The sequence below is a fragment of the Pseudomonas sp. AB39(2026) genome (assembly GCF_059831485.1).
Window position 1 is genome coordinate 809,775 of the sequence record NZ_CP195212.1, and the last position, 15,187, is coordinate 824,961.

Sequence of the window (15,187 nt, forward strand, 5' to 3'; positions counted from 1 at the left end):
CACCCGTTAACCCGTTTGCTGCGCTATCACTGCACCAGGCATCTCACGCCACGCATTGAAATGAAACCGGTTTCAAAGGAGAACAATAATGAAGCAACCCGTTGCCATCAGCCTGTCCAGCTTCGGCGCGGACAACGTCCGCCGCCGCGGGCAAGCGTCTTATTTCGAGCAGGTGGCGCAGGCCGGTGCTACCCACATCGAACTGCGCGAAGAATTGCTGGAGCCCTCACCGGACCTGCAGGCCTACGCAGCCCTGGCCACGCGGCATCAGCTCAAGCTGGTGTATTCCTCTCCACTTGAACTCTGGAAGGCAGACACCCCCGGGCTCAACCCCTCGCTGCCAAAGGTCTTGGGCCAGGCCCATGCCGCCGGGGCGATCTGGCTCAAGGTGTCGCTGGGGCACTTCACAGCTGAGGCCGACCTTACGGCATTGGCCGCGCAGCTTGCCGAATCCCAAGTACACCTGTTGGTAGAAAACGACCAGACTCTCCAAGGCGGCCGTATCGAGCCCCTGGTGGCATTCTTCGCGGGTGCGCAGGCCCGCGCCGTGCCCGTGGGTATGACGTTCGACATCGGCAACTGGCTGTGGCAAGGGCAATCTGTACTAGGGGCCGCAGAGCAATTGGGGCACCTCGTGGAATACCTGCACTGCAAGGCCGTTCGGCTCAACGCTGCTGGCAAGCTGATTGCCCTCCCACCGCAGCCCTGTGACCTGGACGCCTGGTCCGACCTGCTTGGCCGCTTTCCCAAGGGTATTACCCGGGCCATCGAGTACCCGCTACAAGGCGATGACCTCAGCACTGAGGTCGGCCGTCGCGTAACAGAGTTGGCCTCTCTGCATACTAAGGAGGCTTGCACCCATGCCTGATTACGACATGCTCGGCTTCGGTGAAACCATGGCCATGTTCGTGGCCGAGGAATACGGCGACCTTGCCAAGGTAGGGCGTTTTCACAAACGCATCGCCGGGGCTGACAACAACGTGGCCATCGGGCTGGCACGCCTGGGCCTGAATGTCGCCTGGCTCAGCCGTGTGGGGGCCGACTCGCTGGGCCGGTTCGTACAGGACAGCCTGATACAGGAAGGGTTGGATTGCCGGTTCGTACGTACTGACCCACAGCGGCCCACCGGCTTTCAGTTGAAGTCCAGCGAAGAGGACGGGCGAGACCCCACGGTGGAATATTTCCGTCGCAACTCCGCCGCCAGCGCCCTGAGCATCAGCGACGTGGACCCTTCCCTGCTCACCGCTCGCCATTTACATGCCACCGGTATTCCGCCGGCGCTATCGGCCAGCGCCAAAGAGGTATCGAGCTACCTAATCGCCCAAATGCGTGCTGCCGGGCACAGTGTGTCCTTCGACCCCAACCTGCGCCCGTCGCTATGGCCCGATTCGCGCACTATGGTTGCCACCGTCAATGAACTCGCGTGCCAGGCCCACTGGGTGCTGCCTGGGCTGGCGGAGGGCCGCCTTCTCACTGGGCAGGAAACACCGGCCGATATTGCGGCCTGGTACCTGGACCATGGCGTGGAAGCGGTCGCCATCAAGTTGGGGCCGGAAGGGGCCTACTTCCGTACTGCCCAGCAAGAGGGCGTGGTCGCAGGCTTTGCGGTCGACCGGGTAGTGGACACCGTGGGCGCCGGTGATGGCTTTGCCGTGGGCGTCATCAGTGCGCTGCTGGAAGGCCAGGGTTTTGCCCAGGCCGTACGCCGAGGCAATTGGGTAGGCAGCCTGGCAGTTCAAAGCCAGGGCGACATGGAGGGCTTGCCGCTCAAGGCACAGCTGGATGCCGCCAGGCCCATACTCGAGTTGTAGACACCGAACGACAATAACAAGCGGAGTGTGATCATGAGTACGTTGAAACTGGCCAGCCGTCGCTGGTGGTACTTGATGCCGGTGGTGTTCATCACTTACAGCCTGGCCTACCTGGACCGCGCCAACTACGGCTTTGCTGCTGCTTCCGGCATGGCCGAAGACCTCAGCATCACGCCAGGTATGTCGTCGTTGCTGGGGGCGTTGTTTTTCCTGGGTTACTTCTTTTTCCAGGTGCCTGGTGCGATCTACGCGGAAAAACGCAGCGTCAAGAAGCTGATTTTCGTGAGCCTGATTTTATGGGGTGGGCTGGCGAGCCTCACCGGCATGGTCACAGACGCCTACTGGCTGGTTGCAATCCGTTTCCTGCTAGGGGTGGTTGAAGCGGTGGTAATGCCTGCCATGCTGGTGTACCTGTGCCACTGGTTCACCCGGGCCGAACGCTCACGGGCCAACACCTTTCTGATTCTAGGCAACCCAGTGACCATGCTGTGGATGTCCGTGGTCTCCGGTTACCTGGTGCAGCACTACTCCTGGCGCTGGATGTTTATCATCGAAGGGCTGCCGGCGGTGATCTGGGCCTTTGTCTGGTGGAAGCTGGCTGACGAGCGCCCGGCCCAGGCGAAGTGGTTAAAAAACGAGGACAGAGCAGCGCTGGAAAGTGCCTTGGCGGCCGAGCAACAAGGCCTCAAGCCCGTGAAAAACTACGCCCAGGCGTTTCGCTCGCCCAAGGTGATCCTGCTGTCGGCACAGTATTTCTGCTGGAGCATCGGGGTGTACGGTTTTGTGATCTGGCTGCCGTCCATTCTGAAAAAAGGCCAGGCCATGGATATGGTGGAGGCAGGTTGGTTGTCTGCCCTGCCCTACCTGGCCGCCGTGGTCGGGATGATCCTGTGCTCATGGGGCTCGGACAGGCTGCAAGTGCGCAAGCACTTCGTATGGCCGCCTCTACTGTTGGCCGCCTTGGCATTTTATGGGTCGTACGCCTTGGGCAACACGCACTTCTGGTGGTCCTACGCCCTGCTTACGCTGGCAGGGGCCTGCATGTACGCACCCTATGGCCCTTTTTTCGCCATCGTGCCGGAAATTCTACCGGGCAATGTAGCGGGTGGCGCCATGGCGCTGATCAACAGCATGGGCGCCCTGGGGTCTTTCGCGGGGTCTTGGATAGTGGGCTATCTCAATGGCAGCACCGGAAGCCCGTCGGCCTCCTACCTGTTCATGAGCGGGGCACTGGCCATCTCGGCGGTGCTTACCCTGTGCCTGCGCACACGCGCCTCCCCCGTGATTGCCGCCCCGGCACCTGCACACACCGCTCACGTTTGAATAAGGTACTGCCATGAAAAAGCACGTTGTGGTCTACAAGGCCCTGTCTGAACCTTTGAAAACGCGCCTGGAAGCGGCTGCCCGAGTAACCTACGTCGATGATGTAAAAGGGGCTGGCCTGGCGGCATTGCGCCAGGCGCTGCCAACGGCCCATGGCCTGTTGGGCGCCAGCCTGCGCATCGACGCAGGCCTGCTAGACCTGGCGCCCCAGCTGGAAGTGATTTCCAGCGTATCGGTAGGCATCGACAACTACGATGTACCAGCGCTTACCGAGCGCGGCATCCAACTGACCCATACACCGAACGTGCTGACCAACACCACGGCAGATACCGGGTTTGCGCTATTGATGGCTACGGCACGCCGCGTAGTGGAGCTGGCGGATTGGGTGAAGGCCGGTGAATGGACCAGTAGCCTGGGACCTGCGCACTTTGGCACCGATGTTCACGGTAAGACCCTAGGCATAGTCGGCATGGGCCGTATCGGGCAGGCACTGGCCCAACGGGGCCACTTCGGGTTTGGCATGCCGGTGGTGTATCACAGCCATCGCGCCCGTGCTGACGTGGACGATCGGTTTGGCGCCCGCCACTGCTCGCTGGATGAGCTGCTGGGGATGGCTGACTTCGTATGCCTCACCCTGCCCTTGACCGACGCCACCCGCGGCCTGATCGGCAAACGGGAACTGGCAACGATGAAGCCCAGCGCCATTTTGATCAATATCGCCCGAGGGCCGGTTGTGGACGAGCAGGCGCTGATCGCTGCATTGCAAGCGGGTGAGATACGAGGTGCCGGGCTGGACGTGTTCATGCGCGAACCTTTGGAAACCGACTCGCCCTTGCTACGCCTGCCTAATGTGGTGGCTACGCCGCACATCGGATCGGCCACCCACGAAACCCGAGAGGCCATGGCAGCTTGCGCCGTGGACAACCTGTTGGCAGTGTTGGCTGGCAACCCACCGCTGGATCCGGCAAACCAAGTGCCCTGACCGCCTGCGCCTGCAGGTGTTTGGCCCTTCAGGCCCTGGCTGGTAGAGTAGCCCGCCCTACCGGCTGGACCTGCCCCTGCCATGACTGCTTTGGTTGTACTTCGTTTTTTCCACTATTTTGCTGTGCTCACACTGTTCGGCATTGCCTTGTTCCGCCCTTTGCTGCTGAGGGGCGCACCTGAATTGCCAGCACTGCGCCGGCGCATGGACCCTGTGCTCTGCCTGGTAGCGCTGGTGGCCTTTCTCACCAGCGTTGGCTGGTTACTGGCCACCAGCGCAAGCTTTACAGGAGGCTGGCACACCGGCATTCAAGGTACGACCTTACGTACCCTGTTGCTGAGTACGAGCTTTGGCCATGTATGGGCCGTTCACGTGGTGATCTGCCTGCTACAACTGGTGTGGTGGCGGCTGCCCGGCCAGCGTTCACCCAGGGTAGCCCTTGGCCTGGCCACGTTGGCCATTGCCACCCTTGCCCCAGTGGGCCATACGGCCATGATCGGTGGCTTTGCAGGGACCTTGCTCTCACTCAATCAATTACTGCACCTAGCTGCGACAGGTGGCTGGCTGGGCGGTTTGGCGTTGCTGTGTTGGGTGGCGGTCAAGCCGGCGGGCTTGAAACCGGCCCAGCTTGCCTTGGCATTCGGCCGCTATGGCGTGTTCATGGTAGGCGTGCTGGCCCTTACCGGGCTGGTGAGCCTGTGGGCCATCACCGGCACACTGCTCCCAGGCATGAACCTTTACTCGACCACGCTGCTGGTAAAGCTGGCCGCAGTTGCCTGTATGCTGGGCCTTGCCTTAAGGCACCGCAGGCATGCCTTGAAGGCAACTCCATCGAACCTGCGGCTGACATTGGTACTCGAATGGGGCTGTGGGGCCGTTGCCCTGCTGGCGGTAGCACTGCTTGGCACGCTGCCACCGACTACCTGATACCTGCACAGGAGCAGCGATGTGCTGATTGGCTTGATTGCAGACACCCATGGCCTGCTACGCGCTGAAGCCCAAGCGGCACTGGCCGGTTGTGACCACCTGATTCACGCAGGCGATATTGGCAAACCGGAGATTCTTGAGCAGTTGAGGCTTATTGCCCCGTTGACTGTGGTGCGCGGCAACAACGACCGGGGCTTGCCGTGGGCCGAGCCACTGCCAGACTACGAACAGTTCACATTGAACGATACCGCCTTCTTCCTCACCCACGAGATGGCTGATGTGCCCGACCCGCTGCCAGCAGGCACTGCCGTCGTGATCACCGGGCACTCGCATAAGCCGCTGGCTGAGCAACGCGGCAACGTGCTCTACATCAACCCTGGCAGCGCGGGCCCCCGGCGCTTCAAGCTGCCGGTTTCGGTCGCGTTGCTGACGCTCGGGCCTCAGGGGGCACAGGTACATCTTCAACGGCTTGATTGAAGCTCATCGCACGCAAGTGGCGTTGCAGGCGTTCGATTTCCGTGAGCAACCTGGCTACAGTACCTTCTCCTCGCTCCATGGCCTCGCAGCATTCCACCAACGGCCTGGCACCTACGATCCTTGCACCGCCTTTCACCCGATGCACCACGTCGTCCACCTCCGGGGAGGCCGTTGGCAACTCTTTCAACCGCTGGTAATCCTGTGAGAGCGCTTGCAACAGGCTGTCGCGCAAACGCCGTGCCGAGGCCGAGCATCCCCCTGCCAGTACCTGCAACGCATCCGGGCCATCGTGCTCCAAGGGGGGGGGCGCCTGTACACTGGCCGTCAATGCAGGTGCCAACGCTGCCGCCAGTGCCTCCAGGCCCAAAGGTTTACCCAGGCACTCATCAATGCCGGCGTCGCGGGTACGTGAACGCTGGTCGCCGCTGGTGTCTGCCGTACACGCCAGCACCCGGCACCGGGGCAAGCCCTTGCGTTGCTCTTCCAGGCGTATGGCCCGTGCCAAGTCGTAACCGTCCAGCCCTGGCATGGCGCAGTCGCAGATCACCACGTCGAAGCCGCCGCGGCTGCACCATTCACGCAGGCCATGGGCACCGTCCACGGCAACCGTCACCCGGTGGCCCAGGTAGTAGAGCTGTTGCGCAAGGAGCAAACGGTTAGGCTCGTGGTCATCCACCACCAGCACGCTCATGGGGGTCTGGGCAACGTTCTGGGCTGGGGCAGGCGTATCCGGGTTGACCGCGTCACACACCGGCAGGCGCAGGCAGGCTTCTACCCGGCTGCCTTTGCCTTCCTGGCTGAACAACTCTAGGCCGCCACCCATGATGCGGCACAGGTGCTGGCTGATGGACAGGCCCAGGCCTGCACCGGAGCGGCCTGACATTTGATGGTTACCCGCCTGCTGGTACGGCTTGCACAGGTGCCGCAGGTCTGCTTGGGGAATACCGATGCCGGTATCTTCCACCACCAGGCGCACCAGCAGCTCGTTGCCCACCGTTTCAGCGCTCAGGCTGACCGTAACGCTACCCTTGCGCGTAAATTTGATGGCATTGCTGAGCAGGTTACCCAGCACCTGCTGGAAACGAAGCGGGTCGAGCAATGCGCTCCAACCGTCACAGGGCTTTATATCCAACGTCAGCGCGAGAGCTTTCTCACGCGCCTTGGCGTCGTATAGCTGCACCACCTGCCGTGCCAGTGCATCCACCTCCACAGGGCGTGGGTTGAGCGTCAGGTGGCCAGACTCCATACGGCTGATGTCCAGAATATCGTTGAGCAACTCCAAAAGACCGCTGGCCGACTCCGAAGCCACCTTGATCGCCAGGGTGTCCAGTTCGCCGGTCTGAGCCTTTCGCAGCGCCAGTTCCAGCATGCCCAGCACGGCATTCATCGGTGTGCGGATTTCATGGCTGGCGGTGGCCAGGAAACGAGACTTGGCGCGGTTAGCCGCATCGGCCTCTTCCTTGGCACTTTCCAGGGCGTCATACAGCCGCTGGCGCTCGGTGATGTCGATCCACCCACCTATCAGCCCCACCATTTCGCCATTGCTGGCCCGGTACGGCAGCATCCAATGAAATACCGTCAGTTGCTCACCATTGCGAAGGCGTAGCTGGCGATCTTCGACAATAGGCTGCCCGTCGGCGATCACCTGACGGTACAAGGCCTCATATTCACGTGCCTGGTCGTCAACCAAGGGAATACGGGTAACCGCCTGGCCGATTACGTCTGCACGCTCTACCCCCAAGGCGGCCAGGTAGCTGGCGTTGCAATCGCGCAGGCGGCCATGCTGGTCACGCACATACACCGGATGTGGCGTACCGTCGATCATGACCTGGGTGAACTCCAGTTGATCGGTCAAGGCCTGCTCGGCCATTTTGCGGCGCCGGATCTGGCGCCGCAGCAGGCGAATCCAGACCACGGCCATCAGCAGCATGGCACCGGCCAGCGTAAACGCGGGCACCAACCAGCGTGCCTGGCTGGGCCACTCCGGCTCAATATGGATCTCGCTGCGCCAGCGCCTTGCCATGTTGGCCAATAGCGTGGGCTCGAAGCCCAGCAAGGCTTGGTCCAGAATGTCCAGCAGGGGCTGCTGGCCTGGACCTGCTGCAAACGCATAGCGGCGAGGCGTGACTGGTACGACAGCCCCCATACGCAGCGCCTTGCCGGAACTGCCTGCCAACATGGCCTGGGCCTGCAGATAAGGCAGTACGGCCCCCGCTGCTCGCCGGCTGATCACCTGTTCAAGTGCATGACGTGCCGAGTCCTGCAGTTGCCAGCGGATACCGGGCCATTGCTGAACAAGGGTGTGGTGAAGGCCCAGTGATGCCGGGACAGCAATGACCTGCCCTTCCCATTCGGCCAGAGGGTCATTGGGTACCGTGGTGTCGGCGGTGACGAGCACAGGTACCGTGCTTATCCAAGAGCGGCCAAGGCGTAGGCCAGACGCGTGCTCCGCGTCGAACGCCATGGTCGCGCCCAGTTCCAGGCTTCCTCCCTCCAGCGCTTCGACAAGGGCGGCGTGTGAGGCCATGGGCACTGGCACGAAATTGATCCCGGTGCGCTGGCCAATGCGTGCCAGCAGATCGGCGGCCAGCCCCTTGAACTGCCCTGCCTCATTTTCGAAACTCAAGGGCGCGAATTCCTTGAGGTAGCCCACACGTACCTGTGGGTGAGCGGCGACCCAATGGCGGGCTGCAGCATCCACTGTCAACGGTTGCGCCTCGCTAAGCCTGGCAGCGCCACGGCTCCACGTTTCTATCACCTGACGTTTCCAGGTGTCGCTGGCCGCCGCCAGGGCAGTATTGATGAGTCTGAGCAGGCGGTGTTCGCCGTCACGTACAAGAAAGGCCACACCCGCAGGCCTTGGTGGGAGAAAACTGACTTGCTCTCGCCCGGCCAGTGGGCTCTGGGCCAGCTGCGCGGCCACTGTCGAGGCATTGGCGATCACGGCATCCGCCTGGCCCAATGCGACAGCGGCGAGGCCGGTGAGCAATGACGGCGTAGCCTGGGCCTGATACTCCGGTGCCAGCCCGGCGGCGGCAGCGACCGATAGGTAGTCGTCTGGAACGACCAGTATAGGCATGCGTTCCCTGGCGTCCATGCCTGCTGCATCTACGCGCTGTACCAGAACCGGCTCATCAACAGCGTAGGGCTGGCTGCATAGCACCCCCTCCGTTACCTCGTCTGTGCCGCTGCCCCCCGCTAGCAGGTCGATATCACCGGCGCGTAGCGCCCCTAGTGCCTCATCGCGCGTGTCAAAAGGTATGACGGCCACCTGCAGGCGAAACGCCTCGGACAGCATGTTCACGTATTCGGCACTGATGCCTTCATAGTGCTGGCCGTTGCCGAGCATAGCCAGCGGGGGCGAGTCTATTCGGGTTATTCCCAGCCTTAACGTGCGCCGGCGCCATAGCCAGCGACGATCGTCATCGGGCAGCTCAAGCTGCACCACATCGGCCTTGGCAACTGAAAGGCGGGAATGTAGCAAAGGGCTCTGAGCGCACGCCAGGGGCGAGGCCAGGCCTGCAACCAGGGCCAGTATCAGTAGTACAAAGCGCGCGTTCAAGCGCTGCGTTCGGGTCAACACAGGTGATGCCTCCGGGCGATCTCCGCCAGCGCCACCACGGAGGGTACGCCCAGCTTCTCCATGAGACGGTACTTGTAACTGCTCACTGTCTTGGCGCTCAGGGCGAGGTGTTCACCTATCAGTCGATTGGTGTATCCCCTGGCCAGGTGGTGCAACACCAGAATCTCCCGGTCACTGAGTTCTGCCAGGCACTCCCGCTCGCTTCGCAGCGCATCTTCGCGGCGTACGCTGCTGAACGTCACATCCGGGAAGTAGCTATAGCCGGCGCGTACAGCGCGCACGGCCTTGCGTAGCTCCATTAGTTCGTTGTTCTTGGCCACGAACCCATAGGCACCCGCCTTCATGCAGCGAAGCGAATAGAACTCAGCCGGCATGGAGCTTAGGACCAGCACCTTGGTAGGGAGGCGCAGGCTATGCAGCCGCTGAATGACCGTGAGGCCATCGAGCAAGGGCATGGAGATATCTACTATGGCCAGGTCCGGGGTGTGCTCCCGGGCGATCTGCAGCGCCTCACGGCCGTTGTCTGTTTCACCCGCCACTTCAATGCCGTCCTGGCCGAGCAACAACCCCACGCTTGCCCGAATGAAGGGGTGATCATCGACGATCATGGCCCGGTACATGTCCACCTCCTTGGCGCTGTCGTCTATTTTTCAGGAGCGGATTATCAAGGCTGCGTACCAGGAGCGTCTGTAGGAAGCATCCGAGTGATTTGTAGGAAAGGAGGAAATTTTCGGCCAGGGAGCATTGAGGGCAACGGCGCGGTCCATCTATCAAGCCCTGAAGGACACTCGCCATGCCGGATATCGCTTTACCCGACCTGCCCCCAGACCTGCACTATGTGGACGACAGCCAGCCGGGCATCCGGCGGCGCAAGCTCAGGGGCAAGTTCGTCTACGCTCGCCCGGATGGCGAACGCATCACCAACCCTGAAGACGTGCAGCGCATCAACGCCTTGGCCATTCCGCCGGCGTATGAGGACGTGTGGATCTGCCCGGACCCACGCGGCCACCTTCAGGCGACCGGCCGTGACGCCAGAGGGCGTAAGCAGTACCGCTATCATGAGCGCTGGCGGGAGGTGCGTGACGAAAACAAGTATGCGCGCATGCTGGCGTTCGGCAAAAGCCTGCCCAGGGTGCGCCGCCAGCTGGAAGAGCACTTGGCCACGCCTGGGCTGTCTCGCAACAAAGTCATGGCAACTGTGATTTCGCTGCTGGATGCTACCTTGATTCGCGTCGGCAACAGCCAATATGCCCGCGATAACCATTCCTACGGGTTGACTACCATGCTCAACGAGCACGTAGCGGTAAAAGGCAGTGCGATCGCCTTCCAGTTTCGAGGAAAAAGTGGCGTTGAGCATCAGATCAGCCTGAAGGACAAGCGGCTGGCCCGTATCATCAAGCGCTGCATGGATTTGCCCGGCCAGCACCTGTTTCAGTACCTGGACGACGAAGGGGAGCGCCACCACGTCAGCTCCCACGATGTAAACGAGTACCTTAAGGGGCTGCACGGCAGTGACTTTACCGCCAAGGACTACCGTACCTGGGCCGGCAGTGCGCTGGCCTTGGCCATGCTACGAGAGCTTCATTGGCAACCCGAACCAGACGCCAAGAAACATATTGTGGACATGGTCAAGCAGGTGTCTCGGCAATTAGGCAACACGCCGGCCGTCTGCCGCCGTTGTTACATTCACCCAGCGGTGCTCGAACGCTTTGTGCTCGGCGAATTAGCCAAGCTACCCAAGCCAAGGCAGCGCAAAGGCTTGAGGCTGGAAGAAGTCGCACTGGCGACCTTTTTAGAGAACCTGGTCGAAGTCACCAGCGCGCCTGAAGCCGTTTAGAGGGAGGCGATACCTTGCCTGAAAAAGCCAGGTATCACAGCCCGCTTACTGGGTTGGGACCGGTGCGTTCCCGGGTTCATTCTTGTTTTCGGGACGCTGTGCCTCCCCTTGTTCGTTGAGCTTCTTGTGGGTTTCACCCACTTTGGAAGCGTCGTCGGGATTGTGGTTAAGGTCTTCTCGCTCGGAGTGTTCAGTCATGGTCTTTCTCCATCGGGGTTTAAGGTTGGGCAACGCAAACATGAAGAAAGTTTGAGGTGAACTCATCAGCGTGCTTGCCAGTCCCCATAGAAGTGACTTTTGAAAGGCAATGTTCACATGCAGATCTCCCTTGATAAACAAGTGGCCTTGGTCACAGGCGCAAGCTCCGGGCTGGGCTATGCCGCGGCCAAGGCACTTGCAGAAGCCGGCGCTGCAGTAGTTATCAACTACAACCGCCATGCCGAGCCCGCCGAGGCCCTGGCACACTCTATTCGTGAGCAAGGTGGCCAGGCCATCGCTGTTGGCGGGGATGTGAGCCAGGAAGCGGACGTAGAGCGGCTGTTCGAGGCCGCTGTTTCAGCATTCGGCGCGCTGGATATTCTGGTTGCCAACTCCGGCTTGCAAAAAGACGCTCCTATCACTGAAATGAGCCTAGAAGATTGGCGCGCCGTAATCGATGTGAACCTGACGGGGCAGTTTCTGTGCGCACGTGCAGCGTTGCGCCAGTTCAAGAAACAGGGCCAGACCAGGACCGTGTCCAGGGCGCTGGGCAAGATTATTCACATGAGTTCGGTGCACCAAGTCATTCCCTGGGCTGGGCACGCTAACTACGCCGCGTCCAAAGGTGGTGTAGACCTGCTGATGCGTACCCTGGCCCAGGAAGTCGGTGAACTGCGTATCCGCGTCAATGGCATCGCACCGGGTGCGATCCGCACCGCTATCAATGAAAAGGCGACTCAGGGCGAGGCTGAGAAAAAACTGCTGACCCTGGTGCCTTATGGGCGCGTGGGTGAACCGGAAGACGTGGCCAATGCCATTGTATGGCTGGCCTCGGACCTGTCCGACTATGTGCACGGGGCCACGTTGTTCGTGGATGGGGGCATGAGCCTGTATCCGGAGTTCCGCAACAATGGATGACGCCCGTAAAACTGCCCAGGTCCCGATACAACGCCATGGCGTAATTGGCAACATGCGCGCTATCGCACTGGTAGCCGACACCGGTAGCATTGATTACCTGTGCTGGCCAGAGTTTGACAGCCCATCGCTTTTCACCGCCCTGCTGGATACCCCTGCTGCTGGCGTATTCGATCTTGCTCCACGGCTGCCAGATGCCCGGCGCCTGCAGATCTACCTGCCCGGCAGCAACGTCCTGCGCACCCGTTGGCTGAGCCGCGATGCGGTGGTGGAAGTTACCGACTTGATGCCTGTGGTCGCGGACCCAGCCCTGCCACCTCTGCTGTTGCGCCGGGTCAAAATGATTACGGGTGCATCGCTTATCCGCATGCGTTGCAGGGTGCGCCACGACTATAGCCGTGCGGACACCCATGCTGAAGCGGATGGCAATGGCATTGTCTTCAGTGCGGCAGGTCAGCCTTCGGTCCGTATTACAGGCAACGTGCCGCTCGAACTGGACGATCACACGGCCATCGCCGAATTCGAACTCCAGGCCGGGCAAACGGTGGATTTCGTATTCGGTAACGCTGACGACGCTCGGGTCGAGCCTGGCAACCTGGATTGCCTGCTGGATGAGACGCTTACCTTCTGGCGACACTGGCTGCGCAAAAGCAATTACCGGGGCCGCTGGCGTGAAAGCGTGGAGCGTTCTGCACTGGTGCTCAAGCTGCTAACCTCTCGCACCGAAGGCGGTATTCTTGCAGCAGCCACCTACGGCCTGCCCGAGTTACCTGGAGGCGAGCGCAACTGGGACTACCGCTACTGCTGGATTCGTGATGCCTCTTTCACCGTATACGCCTTTATGCGCTTGGGCTTCAGCGATGAAGCGAACGCTTTCGTACAATGGGTGCGCAGGCGGGTGAGTTCCTGCTCCGGAGAGCCTTCGCCCTTGCGCATTGTGTATGGCATTGGCGGTGAAAAAGAATTTCCCGAAGAACACCTCGACCACCTGGCTGGCCATTTGGGATCTCGGCCCGTGCGCATCGGCAATCAGGCCTATGAGCAGAAGCAGTTGGATATCTATGGCGAGCTGATGGACGCCGTGTACTTGGCCAATAAGTACGGCGAGGCGATTTCTCACGAGGGCTGGGAAAACTGCCAAGTGCTTGTAAATCGCCTGTGCGAGCAGTGGAACACAACCGATGTAGGCATTTGGGAAATGCGCGGGCCGCCTCAGCACTTCCTGCACTCACGGCTCATGTGTTGGGTGGCCGTGGACCGTGCCATACGGCTTGCCTACAAGCGCTCATTGCCTGCCCCCTTTGAACAGTGGGATCAGGTCCGACAAGCCATACATAAAGATATCTGGAAAAATTTCTGGAACGCGGACGCCGGCCATTTCGTTCAAAGGCTCGGCAGCACGGAAGTAGACGCAGCCATGTTGCTGATGCCGCTGTTCCGTTTCGTAGGCGCTACCGATCCGCGATGGCTCGCCACCCTGGAAGTGATCGAACGCGACCTGGTTCGGGATGGGATGGTTTACCGCTACCGTAACACCGAGGGCACCGATGGCCTTAGCGGGGAAGAAGGTGCCTTTACAGCCTGTTCCTTTTGGTACATCGAATGCTTGGCCCGGGCCGGGCAACTGGATAAGGCGCACTTGGAATTCGAGCAGTTACTGCGCTACGCCAACCCCCTGAACCTGTATGCCGAGGAGTTCGACCGTAACGGTCGCCACTTGGGCAACACGCCACAGGCGCTCAGCCACCTGGCATTGATCAGTGCCGCAACGTTCCTGGATCGAAAGCTCACTGGCGACAGCAGCACTTGGCAACCTTGACGAGGACCTCACTATGCAAAGCGAACTTGAAAAAGTAATACTGACACGCCTGCTACACGCTCACCCCAAAGGCTTGGGAAAGGAGATTCTGGATGACTACCGAGGTGCCGAACAGGTCGAACTCTGCGTGCAAACGCTTCGGGATAAAGGGCTGATCCATACCCCTGAGGAGGATAAGATGGTTTATCCGGTCAAGCTTAGTGCATCGGGCGTTGAGGCTGCAAAAGCGTGCGAGCTACCGTAGCGCTGCTGCCCCCCATGCATTTGGGCCGCACTGCGGCACAAAAGCCTACCGTTTTATCAAGTTTTCATGTTTTAGCGCCGTACCCGTCTAGGCGCAGCGGCGGGTTACAGGCGATACTCCACGTCCGTTATCACGCCCGCTCTTGTAGTACTTTTCTTCACGGGGCGAAGGATTAATACGGAATTAAACTGTCCAACCCGCGTCTTTACAGTTCAAGCGTCGCATGTGCGTCGACAGACCGGATATTTAGCAAGAATCAAGGAGCATTAAATGCTGATACTCACCCGAAAGGTCGGCGAAAGCATCGTCATCAATGACGACATCAAAATTACCATCCTCGGCGTAAAGGGTATGCAAGTCCGCATCGGCATCGATGCCCCCAAGGATGTACAGGTTCACCGTGAAGAAATTTTCAAGCGGATTCAAGCCGGCACGCCCGCGCCAGGCAAAGCCGACCACTGATTCCTCAACACGATAACTTTCCGGGCCAGGTATTCTGCGGCTTGCTGTCAACGTCGCCTCTCTAGGCCGGGCACCCGCCCGGCCAGGCCCATGACGCTCATGCCAGGTCTGCTCATGCTCAAGCGCGTTGCCCTCGCCCTTCTTCTTACCTGTGCCAGTGGTTCCGTTCTTGCGGTGCAGCCAGGCGACCCCATTATGCCCTGGACCCTGCTCGACCAGTTCGACCAGCCTTTCACCCTGACCAGCGATACCCGCGTATTGCTGATCGCTCGCAGCATGTCAGCGGCACGGTTGGTCAACGCAGCCTTGGACGCTTCATCAAAGGGTTACCTGGAAGGGCGACATACTGCCTACATCGCTGACATCGAGCGCATGCCGGCTGTTGCCCGAGCATTCGCAGTGCCGGCCATGCGATCTGCCCAATACCGCATTCTACTGGACGCTGAGGGCCGCGTAGCGCCCCGCTACGAGGGTTCACGCGAGGGTGTGCAGTGGCTGGAACTGCGCGATGGAAAGCTGGCTGCCCAGCGCCAGTTCAGTGACCCGGCGGAGCTGCGAAAGGCCCTTGAAGCGCTCTAGGCACGGTACCCGGTGTTAAAGCGCGAATAC

15 protein-coding genes are annotated in these 15,187 nt (G+C 60.7%); 12 read left to right on the plus strand and 3 right to left on the minus strand.

From position 1 onward, the window contains the following. Nucleotides 1-85 precede the first annotated feature (85 nt). From ACSAMW_RS03545 to ACSAMW_RS03570, 6 genes are all read left to right on the plus strand, one after another. A complete protein-coding gene (locus ACSAMW_RS03545; protein ID WP_500593964.1) occupies nucleotides 86-868 on the plus strand; it encodes a sugar phosphate isomerase/epimerase family protein in 783 nt (260 codons plus the stop codon). After that, nucleotides 861-1,811 carry a sugar kinase gene (locus ACSAMW_RS03550; RefSeq protein WP_500592693.1) on the plus strand — a complete coding sequence of 317 codons (951 nt, stop codon included), beginning with the start codon at nucleotides 861-863 and terminating at the stop codon, nucleotides 1,809-1,811. The genes ACSAMW_RS03545 and ACSAMW_RS03550 overlap by 8 nt, the downstream gene beginning before the upstream one ends. A 33-nt stretch (nucleotides 1,812-1,844) precedes the next feature. Next, on the plus strand, nucleotides 1,845-3,134 hold the full coding sequence (locus ACSAMW_RS03555) for an MFS transporter (protein ID WP_500592694.1): 1,290 nt from the start codon (nucleotides 1,845-1,847) through the stop codon (nucleotides 3,132-3,134). Nucleotides 3,135-3,147: 13 nt separating this feature from the next. Next, nucleotides 3,148-4,116 (plus strand): NAD(P)-dependent oxidoreductase, encoded by a 969-nt coding sequence (locus ACSAMW_RS03560; protein WP_500592696.1) that lies wholly within the window; start codon nucleotides 3,148-3,150, stop codon nucleotides 4,114-4,116. A gap of 81 nt (nucleotides 4,117-4,197) precedes the next feature. Next, nucleotides 4,198-5,043: a CopD family protein gene (locus ACSAMW_RS03565; RefSeq protein ID WP_500592697.1), complete on the plus strand. Its 846-nt coding sequence runs from the start codon at nucleotides 4,198-4,200 to the stop codon at nucleotides 5,041-5,043. Between the two features lie 21 nt (nucleotides 5,044-5,064). Further along, the gene (locus ACSAMW_RS03570; RefSeq protein WP_500592698.1) at nucleotides 5,065-5,520 is read left to right on the plus strand and encodes a metallophosphoesterase family protein; all 456 of its coding nucleotides are present in this window, start codon (nucleotides 5,065-5,067) and stop codon (nucleotides 5,518-5,520) included. On the opposite strand, the gene ACSAMW_RS03575 is transcribed toward ACSAMW_RS03570, so the two are convergent. Together ACSAMW_RS03575 and ACSAMW_RS03580 are read right to left on the minus strand one after the other, a co-directional pair. Beyond that, complete coding sequence (locus ACSAMW_RS03575; protein WP_500592699.1) at nucleotides 5,444-9,103, minus strand: ATP-binding protein; 3,660 nt, start codon at nucleotides 9,101-9,103, stop codon at nucleotides 5,444-5,446. The two genes, ACSAMW_RS03570 and ACSAMW_RS03575, sit on opposite strands and share 77 nt — an antisense overlap. After that, nucleotides 9,097-9,723 carry a response regulator gene (locus ACSAMW_RS03580; protein WP_500592700.1) on the minus strand — a complete coding sequence of 209 codons (627 nt, stop codon included), beginning with the start codon at nucleotides 9,721-9,723 and terminating at the stop codon, nucleotides 9,097-9,099. The genes ACSAMW_RS03575 and ACSAMW_RS03580 overlap by 7 nt, the downstream gene beginning before the upstream one ends. 173 nt (nucleotides 9,724-9,896) lie before the next feature. Here ACSAMW_RS03580 and ACSAMW_RS03585 point away from each other — a divergent pair, with 173 nt between their 5' ends. Then, nucleotides 9,897-10,940, plus strand: coding sequence for a DNA topoisomerase IB (locus ACSAMW_RS03585; protein WP_500592701.1), 1,044 nt, complete (start codon nucleotides 9,897-9,899; stop codon nucleotides 10,938-10,940). A gap of 45 nt (nucleotides 10,941-10,985) precedes the next feature. Here the strand turns inward: ACSAMW_RS03585 and ACSAMW_RS03590 are convergent, their stop codons facing one another. Next, nucleotides 10,986-11,138 carry a hypothetical protein gene (locus ACSAMW_RS03590; RefSeq protein WP_500592702.1) on the minus strand — a complete coding sequence of 51 codons (153 nt, stop codon included), beginning with the start codon at nucleotides 11,136-11,138 and terminating at the stop codon, nucleotides 10,986-10,988. Nucleotides 11,139-11,255: 117 nt separating this feature from the next. Between ACSAMW_RS03590 and ACSAMW_RS03595 the strand changes: the two genes are divergently transcribed. The 5 genes from ACSAMW_RS03595 to ACSAMW_RS03615 all read left to right on the plus strand — a co-directional run bounded on the left by ACSAMW_RS03595 (nucleotide 11,256) and on the right by ACSAMW_RS03615 (nucleotide 15,157). Then, nucleotides 11,256-12,056, plus strand: a complete 801-nt coding sequence (locus tag ACSAMW_RS03595) for a glucose 1-dehydrogenase (RefSeq protein ID WP_500592703.1) — start codon at nucleotides 11,256-11,258, stop codon at nucleotides 12,054-12,056. After that, on the plus strand, nucleotides 12,049-13,872 hold the full coding sequence (locus tag ACSAMW_RS03600) for a glycoside hydrolase family 15 protein (RefSeq protein ID WP_500592704.1): 1,824 nt from the start codon (nucleotides 12,049-12,051) through the stop codon (nucleotides 13,870-13,872). Before ACSAMW_RS03595 ends, ACSAMW_RS03600 begins: the two co-directional genes overlap by 8 nt. Nucleotides 13,873-13,885: 13 nt before the next feature. Beyond that, complete coding sequence (locus ACSAMW_RS03605) at nucleotides 13,886-14,116, plus strand: hypothetical protein (protein ID WP_500592705.1); 231 nt, start codon at nucleotides 13,886-13,888, stop codon at nucleotides 14,114-14,116. 270 nt (nucleotides 14,117-14,386) lie between these two features. Further along, nucleotides 14,387-14,578 carry a carbon storage regulator CsrA gene (gene csrA, locus ACSAMW_RS03610; RefSeq protein ID WP_500592706.1) on the plus strand — a complete coding sequence of 64 codons (192 nt, stop codon included), beginning with the start codon at nucleotides 14,387-14,389 and terminating at the stop codon, nucleotides 14,576-14,578. A 195-nt stretch (nucleotides 14,579-14,773) separates the two neighbouring features. Next, on the plus strand, nucleotides 14,774-15,157 hold the full coding sequence (locus tag ACSAMW_RS03615) for a hypothetical protein (protein WP_500592707.1): 384 nt from the start codon (nucleotides 14,774-14,776) through the stop codon (nucleotides 15,155-15,157). Nucleotides 15,158-15,187: the final 30 nt, after the last annotated feature.